This window comes from Bacteroides sp. 4_1_36 (assembly GCF_003466325.1).
In the GTDB taxonomy this organism is placed as follows: Bacteria; Bacteroidota; Bacteroidia; order Bacteroidales; family Bacteroidaceae; genus Bacteroides; species Bacteroides uniformis.
Map to the genome: position 1 here is coordinate 1 of NZ_QSOX01000025.1, position 16781 is coordinate 16781.

The following is a 16781-nucleotide window of genomic DNA, read 5'->3' on the forward strand; positions in this document are numbered from 1 at the left end:
TTTATAAGCTGCGACGATGATAATGAACAGACAAATGAATTAACCCCCGAAGCACTTTATCAGACTTCATGGCGTGGAACAGGGCATTGTGAGGCTTGGACAGTACAAAATATGGGGGTCGGTATGCAATTTGTAGATACTCGGAAAGGGAAAGTAAATTGGGAAGGTTACGATGAAATTGATATTACTTATACAATAGAAGGGAAATATATCACATTTAATAGCAATGCTTTATATTTGGGTGGAGCCCCTTGGATTATCAAAAGCTATACCCAAAAACATATAACCATTATACAGAATGAAATTAGTCCAGATAAAGAGAAAGTAGCTACAATTGAATTAGAGAAAATAGATTAAACTGAATCATGGGAACATTAAGTTGCATAAATGTATGCTACAACAGAACAATGAGAACCGTGAGATTTGCAAATTGAGCAAAGAAAGTCATAAATACCTTGTAAATAAAGGAAAAAATGCAGATTCATCTAATATTCCTTTATGTGCTATTATCGGGCTGGTCTATGGGCTGAAACACAAGGAAAAGAGATTCACCTTGTTCTTTTGTATAGGATTGGTTATTGGGTTAGGATGAGCAATTTATATGCTACTGCTAATAAGGTCAATGTAAATCAAAGGAATATGAAACTGAAATATATATTGAATGCTATACTATTTGTTTTGGCATTATCTTTTTTGTCTATGTGTATATTTAAGACTACAGAGTTAAGTTTAAAATGTATGCATTTTGCTGTATCTATCTCTTGTATAGGAGCAATGATTTCTACAAAAAGATATAGATACATATTTGCATCTATTGCTTTAATCATTATAGGAATATCTTTTTCACTTTAAATGTCCATAATAACGATAATGATTTGATTATTGAATGGTATAATAATAGTCCAGTCTACAGATAGCGACTAAAAACGGGGGCAAGGGATGCCCGAATTTGTCCTGCGGAGCTTGAAATTATCCGGGTGCGGTAAATCTCCAACTGTTGGTTGGAGATTTAAAACGGGTACAGACCGAAGTTAATCGCTTGCTTTAAACGAGCCATTTGTGAGCCATTTGTATATATTGTTTTCGGCTTATAATCAACAGTTTTACAAAAATCGCATTATACTTGTGAGCCATTTGTGAAGCGTTTATGAAGCGTATGGCAAGCCTTTGATTGAGTTTCCGTTATTCTCCTATTATCAGGTGACACGACAAAAAGAAAACATCTTCGGCAAAATCTTTGTTATGTTTTTGCAGGTGATTACATAATATACTATCTTTGCAGATAGAAACAAAGGACATAAATATGGCTTCATTCAGGAAAGAGATACTTGGGCAGATTGAACGGATAGATACCGGGCGTATATTCACGTTCCGGGATTTGTCGTTTGAAACGGAAAAGACCGCCAATGTTGCGGTGCTACTTTCCGAACAGAGCCGCAAAGGGGTACTGGTACGGGTTGAAAAGGGGGCGTACTACCGTCCCAAGAAATCAGTGCTGGGGCTGGGAAAGCTGCCTGTCTATCAGGATGAACAGTTCCGCTACCTGACTGAAAAACTGAACGGCTATATCACGGGGGCTTACATCTATAACAAAATGGGGCTGACCGAACAGGTAGCCACAACCATAACGATAGCCACTCCTAACCCGGTTCGCCGTTTCCGTTTCAAGAACTTGGATATAGAGTGCGTGAAAGCCTACTGCATGGTCTATCCGGATGAAAGCCTTGTCCCGTACTTGCGGCTGCTCGATGCGATAAAGGACATGAAGCGCATACCCGGAACAACCGGGCAGGACATCTACAACCGGGTCAAAAGCCAATATTTCAACGGGTACAGCCTGCCGGAACTGGAAAAAATCGTATCTTTGGCGAAAAGTTACCCGCCACGTGTCAGAAAGGTGGTGGCGGATATACTGGGCGACATCAGACAAACCGTATTGCAAACGGAAATGGCAAAGACCATTCTTCCCACGACACGGTTCAACTTGGATTATAAAACAGCATAGGACAGAAATATGAATTTACATTCGGACAAGGAAGCGTTCAAGGAAATCATCGCACTGGCGGCTGACCATTTCGGCTACGAGCAGTCGCACGTGGAAAAGGATTACTGGGTATCGAAGATACTGCGGGATATTTCCATGTCCGAATATGCGGATAAGACCTACTTCAAAGGCGGAACTTCACTTTCCAAAGCCTACGGGCTGATAGAACGTTTCTCGGAAGATTTGGACTTGTTCGTGTTCACGGGTGATAAAGGTGCGTCCAAGCAGGCAGAAAAGACATTGAACAAGAAACTTTCCAAATACATAGCCGAACTCAATAGCGACATATACAAGGAAGATTTGTCGGAAACGGGCGGTAATTACCGTAAACTGTATTTCTCGTATGACAATGTATTTCAAGGCGTGGGACTGAAAGAACATTTGGAAGTAGAGATAAAATCCTGTGACCTGCCGGACAAAAAACTGATGTTCTACCCGGCGGACAAGCGGGTTATCAAACCGATTGTGACCGCCTTTCTTGAAAGCATCGGGCAAGAGGAACTGATAAGCACCTACGGGCTGGAAAGTTTTGAAACGCAGTGTATCAACCCCCGAAAGACTATCTGCGACAAGGTTTCAAGGCTGGTAAAGCTGTCTTACAATGAGGATGCAGCCGCACTGTTGGCAAAGCATATCCGTGACGTTTACGACTTGTCGGCACTCTACCACAATCAGGAATATAACGATTACCTACATTCGGAAGATTTCTTGGATGCCATGTACCGGGTGACGATAGAGGACGGACTAAATAAAAACTCCCGTTCGCACTTGTCGCTGGCTGATGCACCGATATTCAAGGATGCCGAAGCGGTCATGGCGTTACCCGAAGTGGCTACGGCGTACACTACCGATTTGAAGAAACTGACTTTCGACAAAAGCAAGATGCCGCCGATAGGCAAGGCTGTGGAAGCATTGAAGAACCTGCACGAAATATTAGTGCGTTTTGAAGCCTACCGCACCAAAAAGCAAAATGAAGAACAACCGTAAAGCTACATCGGCTGTTCTTCACTCCATACATTATTATATATAGCTATTCTTCCTCCTTAATCAAGTGGCATAACTCCGGGTCGTTCTTAATCCGGGTTATCTCGTCCTCGACTATCTGCCTGACTTCCTGACGGATGCGGTCATAGTTGGCTTGTATCTCCTCCTGCATCCGGTCGTTGCCGTCCTTGTCGGTGAAGTCGATAATCTGCGGCAACTTCACGTAACGGGCGGTTTCCCGCTTCACCTTTTCATTGTCCACCACGATTTCACAGTGGAAAATCTTCTGCTCTATCCGTTCATCGAAATTGTCCGCTATTGCCCCCACGAACATACCTTGCGTGAGGTTGGATATTTTGCTGGCGGGTATCAGGCTGTCCATTTGGGTGCTTATCGAGGTGGATTTTTCCCGTTGGTTGATTGTCATGCTCTGCCGTTTCTGCAACACCTTTCCGAAACGCTCGGAAAGGATTTTCGCCGTTTCACCGACTACCTGACCGCTGAACACGTTGCCCACAGTATTTTGGATTACCCGGCTTTCCTTGTCCCCGTAGTCACGGGTAAGCTGGCTGTAATCCTGAAAGCCCAGCAGAACCGCTACCTTGTTGCTTCGTGCCGTAGCAATCAAATTGTCAAGTCCACGAAAATAAATCGTTGGCAACTCGTCTATAATCACCGAACTTTTAAGCTGACCTTTCTTGTTTATCAGCTTCACGATACGGGAATTATACAGTCCCAATGCTGCCGAGTAGATATTTTGGCGGTCAGGATTGTTGCCGACAACCAAGATTTTAGGCTCTTTCGGGTTGTTGATGTCCAGTGAAAAATCATCACCTGTCATAACCCAGTAAAGGGCGGGTGAAATCATCCTTGAAAGCGGGATTTTCGCACTGGCAATCTGCCCCTGCAACTGTTCTTGGGCGTCCGATTCCCAAGCATCTACGAACGGGGAAAGGTAATTTTCCAGTTCGGGGTAGCTGCGCAAAATGGTGAATACATCGGCGTATTTCTTGTTCAACAGTTCTATGGCATGGGGGAACGTGCAATACTTACCGCCTTGATAGATACGGAGATACCAAATTATAGCCGCCAAAAGGATAATCGGACTTTCCACGAAGAAATCGCCCTGCTTGCTTATCCAACTTCGATTGAGGTTAAGCATTATCGTGTAGCTTGCTTCGTAGGCATCCGCAATGTCCGACATGAAGCTGGCATTTATCGGGTTGCATCGGTGGCTCTTGCGTGGGTCGTCAAAATTGATAACGTAAAATTTCGGCTTAACCTTGTAGCCGTCCAAGTGGTTAAGTAAATGATTGTAAGCGATTTCCGAAAGGTCAGGAAACTTATAATCATACAGGTAGAGCGCAAAACCTTTCTCGATTTGCTGTTTTATGTAATTATTTACTACTGCGTATGACTTCCCGCTGCCCGGCGTTCCTAACACGATGCTCGCACGAAAAACGTTTACAACGTTAATATAGCCATTGTTCCACTTCTTCTTATAGTAGAACCGGGTAGGCAGATTTACCGAATACTCGTTCTCGATAAGCCTTGTTTCCTGCTGGAAACTTTCGTTCTCGGTATTAAAGACATCATCCATGAGGTTGTTTTTCAACAACCGGGACATCCACGTACCCGCCATGAGCATACAGATATAGCCCACCGAAAGCGTGGCGATATAAAACACGGCATCCGCCGTATGTGGCAGCGGAAGTTCCAGCAGCCACCAGTTCAGGAAAAACAACACGACACCCGCCGCAAGGCTGCAATGTATCTTCGTCCACGTTATCTTTTCCTCTTTCACGCCCTTAGTGCCGATGCACGACAGGGCGAGGAACACCACCGCAAAAAGTTTTGTCCAAAGAACGGACGAGAACAGCCCGGTGGTGCGCTGGAAGTTCCACAGTATCTTGTCTATCACTTCAAAGGTCACTCCCCATTCTTTCAGGGTGGAGTAACAGAACCAGTACACGTTTATTCCCACGAATAGAATACTGACAGCCCGCATAAAGTCCATGACCCTTGCAAGCCCTCTCAAATCATCCTCTTGCTGCATAATTGTATGTTTTTAAGTTAGTCGATGTGCCTTGTGCGCTTCTTTTTCTTCTTTCTCTTTTGGCGGGCGGTGTCCTGCGGCTCGTCACCGCCTGATGCACCGCCGCCCAGCAAACCGCCGAAAGCACCCAGCACGGAAGCCACGCCCGAAACGATGTCGGCTTTCGGCGTGAAGCCCTGCTGTTCCTGATGCGTGGGCTGGTCTTGCTGCGGTGCTGCCACTTCGGGCTGGTGTATCTTTCCGGTTTCGCCCGAAAAACGTTCGTTGAACACGTTCGCCGAATACTCCTTGCCCAAGCGTGAACCGTTCAGCACCACCCGGCTGTCATGGTCGATGAACGTAACGCCATAGATGCGCCCGCTGTCGTTCTGACGGAATACCACGTCAATGCCCCGCTTCCTTAGCTGCTGTTCCAGTTCCTTGCGGCTGTGGGCGGTCTGCATGGCATTGGCTACAATCTTCCGGGTGCGTTCTTTCAATTTCCCGTTCTTGATTGCTTCGCCCGATTTCTCCATTCTGCGCTGCACCGCTTCATAACCTACCGACTTGCCGATGCGGGAAGCCTTTACCGGGTTGCCTGTCTTTTCGCCCTTGTCGTTCATGGCGGAATAGACAATGCCCTGATAGGGCTTGCCGTTTATCTCGCCTTTGACTTCCTCGGCGCACACGTTGTAAGCGGCAAGCAAAGCCTTATATTCCCCGAACGACTGGAAGCGGTAGCCGTAACAAGCCGCTTTCACGGTGTTGCCGATTTGGTGCTTCACGTCCCCGGCGGCATAGTCCACCTTTTTAAGTTCCGGACGTTCGGCACGTTCCTTTCGCTCTGCCGGGTGCAGCCCGTATTTCTTTTCCAGTTCACGGGTGATTTGCTTGCTGCGCCGATGCTCGAACCTGTCATTCAGCGGTCTGCCGTTCTCGTCCACCCGCAACCCCACGATGTGGATATGGTGGCGGTCGATGTCGGTATGCTTGTACACCAAATAAGGCTGGTCGCCATAGCCCAACTTCCGCATATACTCCCGTGCGATGTCGGAAAGCTGCTGGTCGGTCAGCACGTCTTCCGGGTGCGGGTTTATGGAAATATGAAGTATCGGCTTCTTGGTGGAAAGCTGGACGGGCATCTGCATTTCAAAGCTGCGCATACACTCGCCGATAGAGAAATTCCCGTCCTCGCTCAACAGCATTTTGTTGGAAAAAAGCACCTTTGCTTCCTCGCTGTCCACCTTGTTTTGGTTGTACGCCAGTGCGCCGAACATATTGCCGCCAGTGCTTATTTTGGCAACCATAGTTCCTTGCACTCGTTTGTCAGGTCGATAACCTGACGGTTTAACATAGATAATTCAGTGGTCGCCTTTTCCAGTTTATAGAGAAAAGCCAGTGCCTTTTTCTCCGAAAAATTGCTATGCAACGCCTTTACAACTTGGTTATAATTGACCGCCACGGCTCTGAACTGGGCGTAAAATTCGGTCAGCCGGGCGCAATACTCGACCGCCGACTTATCCACTTTCACCACCCGGAACGGCTCGCCGAATAGTCGGGCAGCGATGAACCGGGACTTGCTCGTGACGCCCGACTGCTCCCACTGCGAGAGGAAACGGGCGTTCTCCCGGTCGTTCAGGTAAAGGACATGGCGATGCTTCGCCGGGTCTGCGAGGGCGGGGCGACCGCCCTTGTTGGTTCTTCTTGTTTCCATGCTTCTTTGGATTAAAAAATTACGACTTCGGAGTGATTTTTACCCCCGCAAGGGGCAAGGCGTTTTCAGGCACGGAAAACGGTTTTGTATGCTACAAAACACACCTTGCTATTTTCTGACGAAAATCGAAATCCGTCACGGACGGATTGGGGTTAGCGTGGAACGGTAAGCCCTGCCGTTCACCAGCCCTGTTTTACACCTGCGCCCCCTGCGGTTCGTTACTCCGCTGCAAAGTAACGGTGATTTATAATGCTGTAAAATAGGTGGTTGGTGGACAAAACGGGACAGCGCAGGACAAATCGGGACAAGGTTTTCAGGGGACGTTTTTTCTCCCTTTTTTTGCATCGGATTTCAATATTGAAAGCAAGATTGAAAGAAATATTCCAATCAGGAAAGAATGATTGAAAGCAGGATTTCAATAAAACATGATTGCAGGATTTCAATATTTCAAGAAAGAATGAAAGCAGGAAAACAAGATTGAAATAAAACAATCTTTCAATATTTCAAGATTGCAATATGGAATGAATGATTGAAAGCAATAAACAAATCTATCAACCAATAATGAACGGAAGCAATATGGAAAACGAGAAAACACCCCTTTATGTCGCCTTTTCCACCCAAAAGGGCGGGGTCGGCAAAACCACCTTTACCGTGCTGGCGGCGAGTTACCTATACTACCTCAAAGGCTACGATGTGGCGGTGGTCGATTGCGACTACCCGCAACACTCCATTGCCGGGATGCGCAAGCGGGATGCCGAGCAGGTCGGGGCGGATGAAGATTACAAGCGAATGGCGTATGAGCAGTTCACCCGGCTGGGGAAGAAAGCCTACCCGGTATTGTGCAGTTCACCTGAAAAGGCGATTGCAACGGCTGACGAACATATAGCCGCCGGACACGTGCCGGATATAGTGTTTTTCGACCTGCCCGGCACGGTGAACAGCGAGGGCGTGATAAACTCCCTTGCGGGCATGGACTACATTTTCACCCCCATTTCAGCCGACAAGGTGGTGCTGGAAAGCAGCCTGTCGTTCGCAATGGCTATCCAAAAGCTATTGGTGAGGAATGAAGCCTGCCGACTTGCCGGGCTGTACCTCTTTTGGAACATGGTGGACGGTAGGGAGAAAACAGACCTTTACACCGCCTACGACAAGACCATTAAGGAACTGGAACTGCCGCTGATGAAAACCTTTATCCCCGATACCAAACGCTACAAAAAGGAACTGGTGGCGGATAAAAAGGCGGTGTTCCGCTCCACGCTCTTTCCCGCCAGCCGCCCGCTGGTAAGGGGAAGCAACTTGGAAGAACTGATAACCGAAATAGTGTACTACATCAAATTAAAATGATATGGCAAAGCAAAGCGGCGGGATGCCGAAGATAGACGAGGATTTCATGAAAGAGCTTATCTCGCAGGGTGTTCCCAGTAAACAAGATAATAATAAGACGAATGATGTACCGCAAGAAACACAAACAGAAACGGTGCAAGTAGAGAAACCGACACCCCGCAAGCGCAAGGGCGGTTCGGGCGACTACCGGGAAACCTACTTTCAGAAAGTGGAACTGGCAGACCGACAGCCCTTATACGTGAGCCGTACCACGCACGAGAAGCTGATGCGTATCGTGACGGTGATAGGCGGGCGCAAGGTGACGGTAAGCAGCTACGTGGAAAACATTCTGCTGCGGCACTTCGAGCAGTACCAAGACGAGATAAACACCCTGTACGAAAGCCACTTCCAAAAGCCTGTCTGACTATGATAATCTATTGCATACTTACCGGGCTTTTGGTGTACTATATCGCCCTATGGCTGTGGTATCGCTACACGGACAGCCGGACATCAACGGGCAGAACGGATGATGCGCCACTCCCACGAAACGAGGTTTCAGGCTACACGCTGATAGGTGAAAGCCGATACAAGGGCGGACTAATCGGGACAGCGGCGGACAAATCGGGACACCTCCCGCAAGCGGCTGAAAATGATACTATTTTTGCGCCGCAGGCTGACGGACAGCCGGAAGAAAACATTCCGGAAACAGCAGCCGAAGCGGAAGAAACGCCCGGTTACGAGAATGACGAACCCGACTACGAGGACGAGGAAATAGCCGGGTACATGGACGGTGACGATGATACCGGGCGGGCTACGGGCGTGAGCTTCGATGAACTGGGCGAAGCGGTACGCACGGCGAACGCCGACAACCCCACCGAAGCGGAGAAACGGCAAACCGCCGGGACACTGGCAAGCATTGAGGGGACGAACCTCTACGATGCGGTGGTGGAGAACATCAACGGCGGGCTGGCAAAGGTGGCGGAACTGCTGGGACGCAACGAAGCGGAACGGGCTACGGCTGCTGTCCCTGCCGGAACTGGCGATACAAGCGAGGAACACGAAGCGTTCGACATGAACGATTTCCTATAATATAATAATGTATAAGCCTGACAGTATGAAACAACGGGATTACGGTTGATTGGCAACCTGAAAACAAACAGACAAACGGGACTATCCCCGACCACTAAAATTTCAAATTATTCACCAGCCGGGAAAGGCGGACTATCCACCCGCCGCCCCGGCATTAAAAACAAATCACAATGAGAAAGAAAATCTTCTTGTCGGCGGCTATACTTGCCGCCGTGGTAAGTGCCTACGCACAAGGAAACGGGCAGGCGGGCATCACCGAAGCCACGAACCTAATCACCGGGTATTTTGACCCCGGAACAAAACTGGTGTACGCAATCGGGGCGGTCTGCGGCTTGATTGGCGGGGTAAAAGTATATAACAAGTTTTCAAGCGGCGACCCCGACACCTCAAAGACCGCCGCCAGTTGGTTCGGGGCGTGCATCTTCCTGATTGTCGCCGCCACTATCCTGCGTTCGTTCTTCCTCTAAAAAGGCGGCAATGTCTGAATATCCGGTAAACAGGGGTATCGGGAAGTCGGTAGAGTTCAAGGGGCTGAAAAGCCAGTACCTCTTTATCTTTTGCGGCGGCTTGCTCGCCGTCTTCGTGGTGTTCATCGTCCTGTTCATGGCAGGCGTGAACCAGTGGCTATGTATCGGTTTCATCGTGTCGGCTTCGCTGCTGCTCGTGTGGCAGACGTTCCGGCTCAACGCCAAGTACGGCACGCACGGGCTGATGAAAGCAGCCGCACGCAAAAGACACCCACGCTTCATTATCAGCCGAAAGGCGATACCCCGGCTGTTCAACTACAAAAGAAGAAAGGAAGAAAGAACATGAGGAATATGTTAAAGGCTACCACGCTGGAAAGGAAATTTCCCCTTTTGGCGGTGGAGAACGGCTGCATCATTTCAAAGGATGCGGACATAACGGTGGCTTTCAGGGTGGAACTGCCCGAACTGTTCACCGTCACCAGTGCCGAGTACGAAGCCATACATTCGGCGTGGTACAAGGCGGTCAAGGTGCTGCCCGACTACTCCATAGTACACAAGCAGGACTTCTTCATCAAGGAGAACTACCAGCCCGACACCGAAAGGGACGAGCTTAGTTTTTTAAGCCGCTCCTTTGAACGGCACTTCAATGAACGCCCGTTCCTGAACCATTACTGCTACCTGTTCCTGACGAAAACGACAAGGGAGAGAAGCCGCCGACAGAGCGACTTCTCCACCCTTTGCCGGGGCAGGATTGTTCCGCAGGAGATAGCCGACAAGGAAGCGGCGGCAAAGTTCATCGAAGCGGTCGGGCAGTTTGAAAGGATTATGAACGACAGCGGTTTTGTCACCCTTACCCGGCTGGCGGCATCGGAAATCACCGGGCAGGACGGAAAGGCGGGCATCATCGAGAAATACTTCTCGCTCTCACAAACCGACACTACTTGCCTGAAAGACATCGGGCTGTACCCGGAAGAAATGCGGGTCGGGGACGATATACTGTGCCTGCACACGCTTTCGGACGTGGAAGATTTGCCCGGAAAGGTCGGGACGGACTGCCGATTTGAGAAGCTGTCCACAGACAGAAGCGATTGCAGGTTAAGTTTTGCCGCCCCGGTGGGCGTACTGTTGTCGTGTAACCACGTCTATAACCAGTTCATCTTCATAGACGACCACGCCGAAAACCTGAAGAACTTCGAGCAGACCGCCCGGAACATGCAATCGCTCTCCCGTTACTCCCGTGCCAACCAAGTGAACAAGGAGTGGATAGACGAGTACCTGAACGAAGCGCACAGTAAGGGGCTTATTTCGGTACGCTGCCACTGCAACGTCATGGCATGGAGTGACGATAGGGACGAACTCAAACGCATACGCAACGATGTGGGAAGCCAGCTTGCACTAATGGAGTGCAAGCCACGCCACAACACCACCGACACGCCCACGCTCTTTTGGGCGGGCATACCCGGCAACGAAGCCGACTTCCCCGCAGAGGAAAGTTTCTACACGTTCTTGGGGCAGGCTCTCTGCCTGTTCGTGGAAGAAACGAACTACAAGAGTTCGCTTTCGCCGTTCGGCATCAAAATGGTGGACAGGGTAAGCGGTCGCCCGCTGCACATCGACATATCGGATTTGCCCATGAAGAAAGGCATCACGACCAACAGAAACAAGTTCATACTTGGGCCGAGCGGGTCGGGTAAGTCCTTCTTCACCAACCACATGGTGCGCCAGTATTACGAGCAGGGTGCGCACGTGCTGCTGGTCGATACGGGTAACAGTTACTTGGGGCTGTCCCAGCTTATCCACAACCGCACGCACGGCGAGGACGGGATTTATTTCACCTACACCAACGAGAACCCGATAGCGTTCAACCCGTTCTATGTCGAGGACGGGGTATTTGACATCGAGAAGAAAGAGAGTATCAAGACCCTGATACTCACCCTGTGGAAGCGGGACGATGAAGCCCCCAAACGGTCGGAAGAAGTGGCGTTGTCCAATGCGGTAAGTGCCTATATCGAACTGATAGGCAAAGACCGTTCGGTAACGCCCTGCTTCAACACGTTCTACGAGTTTGTCCGGGATGATTACCGCCAACAGCTTGAACAGAAGAACGTCAGGGAAAAGGATTTTGACATTGACAATTTCCTGAACGTGCTTGAACCGTACTATCGTGGCGGTGAGTACGACTACCTGCTGAACTCCGACAAAGAGCTGGATTTGCTGCATAAACGCTTTATTGTCTTTGAATTGGATAATATCAAAGACCACAAGATTTTATTCCCGGTAACGACTATCATCATCATGGAAGCCTTTATAAACAAAATGCGCAAGTTAAAGGGGATAAGGAAGTTAATACTAATCGAGGAAGCGTGGAAAGCGATTGCATCGGCGAACATGGCGGACTATATCCGCTACCTCTACAAAACAGTCCGTAAATATTTCGGGGAAGCGATTGTAGTCACGCAAGAGATTGAGGATATTATTTCTTCCCCTATCGTGAAAGAGAGTATCATCAATAACTCGGACTGCAAAATATTGTTAGACCAGCGAAAATACCTTAACAAGTTCGACAGTATACAAAACCTGCTGGGGCTGACCGACAAGGAGCGTTCGCAGATATTGTCTATCAACATGGCGAACCACCCCGGACGGAAGTACAAGGAAGTTTTCTTCTCGCTGGGCGGCACACAATCGGCGGTATATGCCACGGAAGTTTCATTGGAAGAATATTACACGTACACGACCGAGGAAAGCGAGAAAATGGAACTGTTCGCCCTCGCCGACAAGCTGGGAGGCAACCTTGAACTGGCTATCAAGCGGCTTGCAGAAAGCAAAAGCCCCCCCAATTACCAACAAACTAAAATCAAGTAACATGAAATGGATTGACAATCTGATATACACGCTATTGTCCGCCTGCCTGCTGGCGGGCTGCGAGGACAGCGGAAGCAAGGAGCTGGAAAGGATGCAGGGCTATTGGGTACACGTCAGGGGACACCCGGCTTTCACACTCTCGGAAACGGGCGGCAGATACACCGTCACCCGGAAAGCGAATGTCAGGGGCAGAATACTGGAAACGGCTTACCCGGTAACAGAACGGAACGGCTGCCTGTTCATCGAAACGGGCTTCCGCATACAGTTCACCTATGACAAAAAGACCGACCGGATAACGCTCATGCCCGGCGGCGAATACAAACGAGTTACAAACCCTGAAAACAAAAGATAATGAAAAGAACAATTCTCCTTATGGCGGTGTGCCTTTGCTTCATCGGCAAGGCATCCGCACAGTGGGTGGTGTCAGACCCCGGAAACTTGGCGCAGGGCATCATCAACACCACCAAGCAGATAGTGCAGACTTCCACCACTGCCAAGAACACGCTGGACGGCTTCATGGAAGCGCAGAAGATTTTCCAGCAGGGTAAAAAATATTACGATGCGCTCAAAGCGGTGCATGACGTGGTCAAGGGCGGCATCAAGGTGAAGAAGTCCATTGAGCTGGTGGCGGAAATATCCGAAATCTACGTGCGAAACTATCAGAACATGCTGGCAGACCCGAACTACACGCCGGATGAACTCACCGCCATTTCAGCCGGGTACGCCAAGCTGCTCTCCGAAAGTGCGGACGTGTTGCAGGACTTGAAGAATGTAGTGAACGTGACGGGCATGTCGCTGACGGATGCCGAAAGGCTGGCGGTAATCAACAACGCCTATAAAAGCCTGCTCAACTACCGCAACCTCGTGAACTACTATACCCGAAAGAACATATCCGTGTCCTACCTGCGGGCGAAGAAGAAGAACGACACCGACCGGGTGCTGGCTCTCTACGGCTCGGCGGATGAACGCTACTGGTAACATATAAATCGGTATGCCTATGTTATTAGCAGCGGTGGATTTTGACAACCTGCACCAAGTGTTGCGGGTGCTGTACGATGAAATGATGCCCTTGTGCAGCAACATGACGGGGGTAGCCAAAGGGATAGCCGGGCTGGGAGCTTTGTTCTATGTAGCCGCCAAAGTGTGGCAGTCGCTCGCACGTGCCGAACCCATAGACGTGTACCCGCTCCTGCGTCCCTTTGCGCTGGGGCTGTGCATCATGTTCTTTCCCACGTTCGTGCTGGGCACTATCAACACGGTATTGTCGCCAGTGGTAAAAGGGTGCAACCAGCTTATGGAAACGCAGACTTTCGACATGAACGAGTACCGGGCGCAGAAAGACCGACTGGAATATGAAGCCCTGATGCGAAGCCCCGAAACGGCTTACCTCGCATCGGACGAGGAATTTGACCGACAACTGGAAGAACTGGGCTGGTCGCCCTCCGACATGGTGACCATGACGGGCATGTACATGGACAGGACGGCTTATAATATAAAGAAGTCCGTCCGGGACTGGTTCAGGGAGTTATTGGAAATGCTCTTTCAGGCGGCGGGGCTGATTATAGACACGCTGCGCACGTTCTTCCTAATCGTGTTAAGCATACTGGGTCCGCTGGCGTTTGCGATTTCCGTCTATGACGGTTTCCAAAGCACGCTGACCCAGTGGATTTCACGCTATATATCCATTTACCTGTGGCTACCCGTGTCGGACTTGTTCAGCAGCGTGCTGGCACGCATACAAACCCTGATGCTACAAAAAGACATCGAGCAGCTTTCAGACCCGAATTTCATTCCTGACGGGAGCAGCACCGTGTATGTAATCTTTATGATTATCGGCATCGTGGGCTACTTCACCATTCCAACGGTGGCAAGCTGGATAGTGTCGGCTGGCGGTACGTCTGCCTATAACCGCAACGTGGCACGGGCTGGTTCAATCGCCGGGGCTGCGGTCGGTGCGGCAAGCGGGAAAGTAACCGGGAAACTACTCAAATAACCAACATCAATATTTAGTATATGGAATTTAAGTCATTAACGAACATCGAAACGAGTTTCCGGCAAATCAGGCTCTTTGCGCTGGTATTCATCTGCCTGTGCGCACTGGTGACGGGCTTTGCCGTGTGGAACTCGTACAGCTTCGCCGAAAAGCAGCGGCAGAAGATATACGTCCTCGACAACGGCAAAAGCCTGATGCTGGCACTCTCGCAGGACATGGCGCAGAACAGACCCGTGGAAGCGAAGTCGCACGTGCGGCGTTTCCACGAACTTTTCTTCACCTTATCACCCGAAAAGGGGGCTATCGAAAGCAACATCAAACGCTCGTTGTTTCTCGCCGACAAGACCGCTTTCAACTATTACAAGGACTTGGCGGAAAAGGGCTACTACAACCGGGTGATTTCCGGAAACGTTACGCAGACGGTGGAGATTGACAGCGTGAAGTGCGACTTCGACCAGTACCCCTACAAGGTGAACACGTATGCCCGCCAGTTGATTGTCCGGGAAAGCAGCCTGACAGTGCGAAGCCTTGTGACCTCGTGCCGGTTGCTTAACGCCACACGAAGCGACAACAACCCGCACGGCTTCATCATCGAAGCGTTCACCATTACCGAGAACAAGGATTTGCAGACCATTAAAAGATAGCCTTATGGAGAGAAAACGAAACCACATCGAAAAGGTGCGGGACTGGGCGGACGACCGCCTGCGCCGAATGTGCGGACGGATTACGCCGGGCAAAAGGCTGGCGGTTATCCTCCTGATGTTCTTCTTTTTCGGCGGCTTGTCTATCTACATCACCGTTTCATCAATCTACAATATCGGGAAACGGGACGGGCAAAGGCTGCAAATAGAACACATCAGACAACTGCCGTTGCACGGCAATGACACAACCCAAAGTATCAACCCGTTAAACAGACCGCAATATGGAAGAAGTACAGAAGAATGAGAACGGCACGACCGCACCGCAGGCGGACGGGAAGCCGAAAAAGGAAAATAAGCCCAAACGGGAACTTACCCCGCAGCAGGTGCAGCAGCGCAGGAAAATGATAGTCTTCCCGCTGATGTTCCTTGCCTTTGCAGGGTGCATGTACCTGATATTCGCACCCTCCGGCAAAGAGGACGTGAATGTGGAAAGCGTGGGCGGCTTCAATGCCGACATACCCCTGCCCGCAGAGGACGGGATTATAGCCGACAAGCAAAAGGCTTACGAGCAGGCGGTGACAAACCGCAAACAGCAGGACAAGATACAATCCTTGCAGGACTTCGGTTTCACGCTGGATGATGATACGGAAGAACCACAAGAGGAAATCAACCTGCTGCCGGAAGAAGATCCGAAGCCACAAAGGGGCGGCGGTGCTTCTTCACGGGCGGCTTACCGGGACATCAACCGCCAGTTAAGCACGTTCTACGAAACGCCCCCTGTGGACGAGGAAAAAGAGGAATTGAAACGGCAGGTGGCGGAACTGACCGACCGACTGAAACAGCAGCAGAACGCCACGCCTACGGCTGACGACCAAATGGCACTCTTGGAAAAGTCCTACGAGCTGGCGGCAAAGTACATGAACGGGCAGGACGGACAAAGGGGGCAGATTGCCCAAATACCGACAGCCGGGCAGAACGGCGGCGGTATCGGCACTCCGGCTATTCCGGTGCAGGCTATCCGGGAAACGACCGTTTCGGGATTGCAGCAGCCCATGAGCGATGCCGACTTCATCCGGGCTTACAGCCAGCCACGAAACTACGGCTTCAACACGGCGGTAGGCACGGGGTACGCTATGGGAAAGAACACGGTAGCCGCCTGCATACACCAAGACCAAACGCTGGTGGACGGGCAGGCGGTGAAACTGCGGCTGCTCGAACCCATGCAGGCGGGAAATATCGTTGTGCCGAAGAATACCCTTGTGGCGGGGACGGCAAAGGTGCAGGGCGAACGGCTCGACATACTGGTGTCCTCGATTGAGTACGCTGGCAACATCATCCCGGTGGAACTCGCCGTGTTCGACACGGACGGGCAAAAGGGGCTTTCCGTCCCGTCCTCTATGGAGCAGGAAGCGTTCAACGAAGCTATGGCGAATATCGGAAGCGGGCTGGGTACAAGCATTTCCTTTGCCCAAAGTGCCGGGCAGCAGGTGGCTATGGACGTGACAAGGGGATTGCTGCAAGGAACGTCCGGCTACCTCGCCAAGAAGTTCCGAACCGTGAAAGTGAAGCTGAAAGCAGGCTATAAAGTCATGCTGTATGCCAAACAACAATAACCATTTTATCAAC

General features: G+C 50.2%; 18 protein-coding genes. 15 read left to right on the forward strand and 3 right to left on the reverse strand.

The window, feature by feature from the left end; genetic code table 11:
* The 3 genes from DXD65_RS18220 to DXD65_RS18240 form a co-directional block, all read left to right on the forward strand.
* On the forward strand, positions 1-357 hold a 357-nt coding region (locus DXD65_RS18220), incomplete at its 5' end, for a hypothetical protein (protein ID WP_117887850.1).
* Between the two features lie 946 nt (positions 358-1303).
* Positions 1304-2005 carry a DUF6088 family protein gene (locus DXD65_RS18235; protein ID WP_004309978.1) on the forward strand — a complete coding sequence of 234 codons (702 nt, stop codon included), beginning with the start codon at positions 1304-1306 and terminating at the stop codon, positions 2003-2005.
* Between the two features lie 9 nt (positions 2006-2014).
* Complete coding sequence (locus DXD65_RS18240) at positions 2015-3031, forward strand: nucleotidyl transferase AbiEii/AbiGii toxin family protein (RefSeq protein WP_004309977.1); 1017 nt, start codon at positions 2015-2017, stop codon at positions 3029-3031.
* 43 nt (positions 3032-3074) lie between these two features.
* Here DXD65_RS18240 and mobC read toward each other — a convergent pair whose 3' ends face one another.
* Genes mobC through mobA form a run of 3 tightly spaced genes read right to left on the reverse strand, consistent with a single transcriptional unit; the run spans position 3075 to position 6777 of the window.
* The gene (gene mobC, locus DXD65_RS18245) at positions 3075-5084 is read right to left on the reverse strand and encodes a conjugal transfer protein MobC (RefSeq protein WP_032535948.1); all 2010 of its coding nucleotides are present in this window, start codon (positions 5082-5084) and stop codon (positions 3075-3077) included.
* A gap of 17 nt (positions 5085-5101) precedes the next feature.
* Complete coding sequence (gene mobB / locus DXD65_RS18250; protein WP_080714515.1) at positions 5102-6370, reverse strand: conjugal transfer protein MobB; 1269 nt, start codon at positions 6368-6370, stop codon at positions 5102-5104.
* The gene (mobA, locus tag DXD65_RS18255; RefSeq protein ID WP_032535946.1) at positions 6355-6777 is read right to left on the reverse strand and encodes a conjugal transfer protein MobA; all 423 of its coding nucleotides are present in this window, start codon (positions 6775-6777) and stop codon (positions 6355-6357) included. Before mobA ends, mobB begins: the two co-directional genes overlap by 16 nt.
* A gap of 561 nt (positions 6778-7338) precedes the next feature.
* Here mobA and DXD65_RS18265 point away from each other — a divergent pair.
* The 12 genes from DXD65_RS18265 (at position 7339) to traM (ending at position 16768) form a co-directional block, all read left to right on the forward strand.
* Positions 7339-8121: a ParA family protein gene (locus DXD65_RS18265; protein ID WP_005924189.1), complete on the forward strand. Its 783-nt coding sequence runs from the start codon at positions 7339-7341 to the stop codon at positions 8119-8121.
* Position 8122: 1 nt separating this feature from the next.
* On the forward strand, positions 8123-8524 hold the full coding sequence (locus DXD65_RS18270; protein ID WP_074857163.1) for a DUF3408 domain-containing protein: 402 nt from the start codon (positions 8123-8125) through the stop codon (positions 8522-8524).
* Positions 8525-8526: 2 nt separating this feature from the next.
* A complete protein-coding gene (locus tag DXD65_RS18275) occupies positions 8527-9189 on the forward strand; it encodes a hypothetical protein (RefSeq protein ID WP_117543785.1) in 663 nt (220 codons plus the stop codon).
* A 170-nt stretch (positions 9190-9359) separates the two neighbouring features.
* The gene (locus tag DXD65_RS18280; protein ID WP_004308755.1) at positions 9360-9656 is read left to right on the forward strand and encodes a DUF4134 domain-containing protein; all 297 of its coding nucleotides are present in this window, start codon (positions 9360-9362) and stop codon (positions 9654-9656) included.
* Positions 9657-9666: 10 nt separating this feature from the next.
* Positions 9667-10002, forward strand: a complete 336-nt coding sequence (locus DXD65_RS18285) for a DUF4133 domain-containing protein (protein ID WP_014298470.1) — start codon at positions 9667-9669, stop codon at positions 10000-10002.
* Positions 9999-12521, forward strand: a complete 2523-nt coding sequence (locus DXD65_RS18290) for a TraG family conjugative transposon ATPase (protein WP_117887852.1) — start codon at positions 9999-10001, stop codon at positions 12519-12521. The genes DXD65_RS18285 and DXD65_RS18290 overlap by 4 nt, the downstream gene beginning before the upstream one ends.
* A 1-nt stretch (position 12522) precedes the next feature.
* A complete protein-coding gene (locus tag DXD65_RS18295) occupies positions 12523-12873 on the forward strand; it encodes a DUF3876 domain-containing protein (RefSeq protein ID WP_004326111.1) in 351 nt (116 codons plus the stop codon).
* Positions 12873-13499 carry a DUF4141 domain-containing protein gene (locus tag DXD65_RS18300; protein WP_008648479.1) on the forward strand — a complete coding sequence of 209 codons (627 nt, stop codon included), beginning with the start codon at positions 12873-12875 and terminating at the stop codon, positions 13497-13499. Before DXD65_RS18295 ends, DXD65_RS18300 begins: the two co-directional genes overlap by 1 nt.
* A gap of 19 nt (positions 13500-13518) precedes the next feature.
* The gene (gene traJ, locus DXD65_RS18305) at positions 13519-14514 is read left to right on the forward strand and encodes a conjugative transposon protein TraJ (RefSeq protein WP_007478208.1); all 996 of its coding nucleotides are present in this window, start codon (positions 13519-13521) and stop codon (positions 14512-14514) included.
* A gap of 20 nt (positions 14515-14534) precedes the next feature.
* Positions 14535-15158 (forward strand): conjugative transposon protein TraK, encoded by a 624-nt coding sequence (gene traK, locus DXD65_RS18310; RefSeq protein WP_004308760.1) that lies wholly within the window; start codon positions 14535-14537, stop codon positions 15156-15158.
* 4 nt (positions 15159-15162) lie between these two features.
* Entirely contained in the window at positions 15163-15459 is a 297-nt protein-coding gene (locus tag DXD65_RS18315) for a TraL conjugative transposon family protein (protein WP_007845742.1), read from the forward strand.
* Positions 15437-16768: a conjugative transposon protein TraM gene (gene traM / locus DXD65_RS18320; protein WP_117887853.1), complete on the forward strand. Its 1332-nt coding sequence runs from the start codon at positions 15437-15439 to the stop codon at positions 16766-16768. Before DXD65_RS18315 ends, traM begins: the two co-directional genes overlap by 23 nt.
* Positions 16769-16781 lie beyond the last annotated feature (13 nt).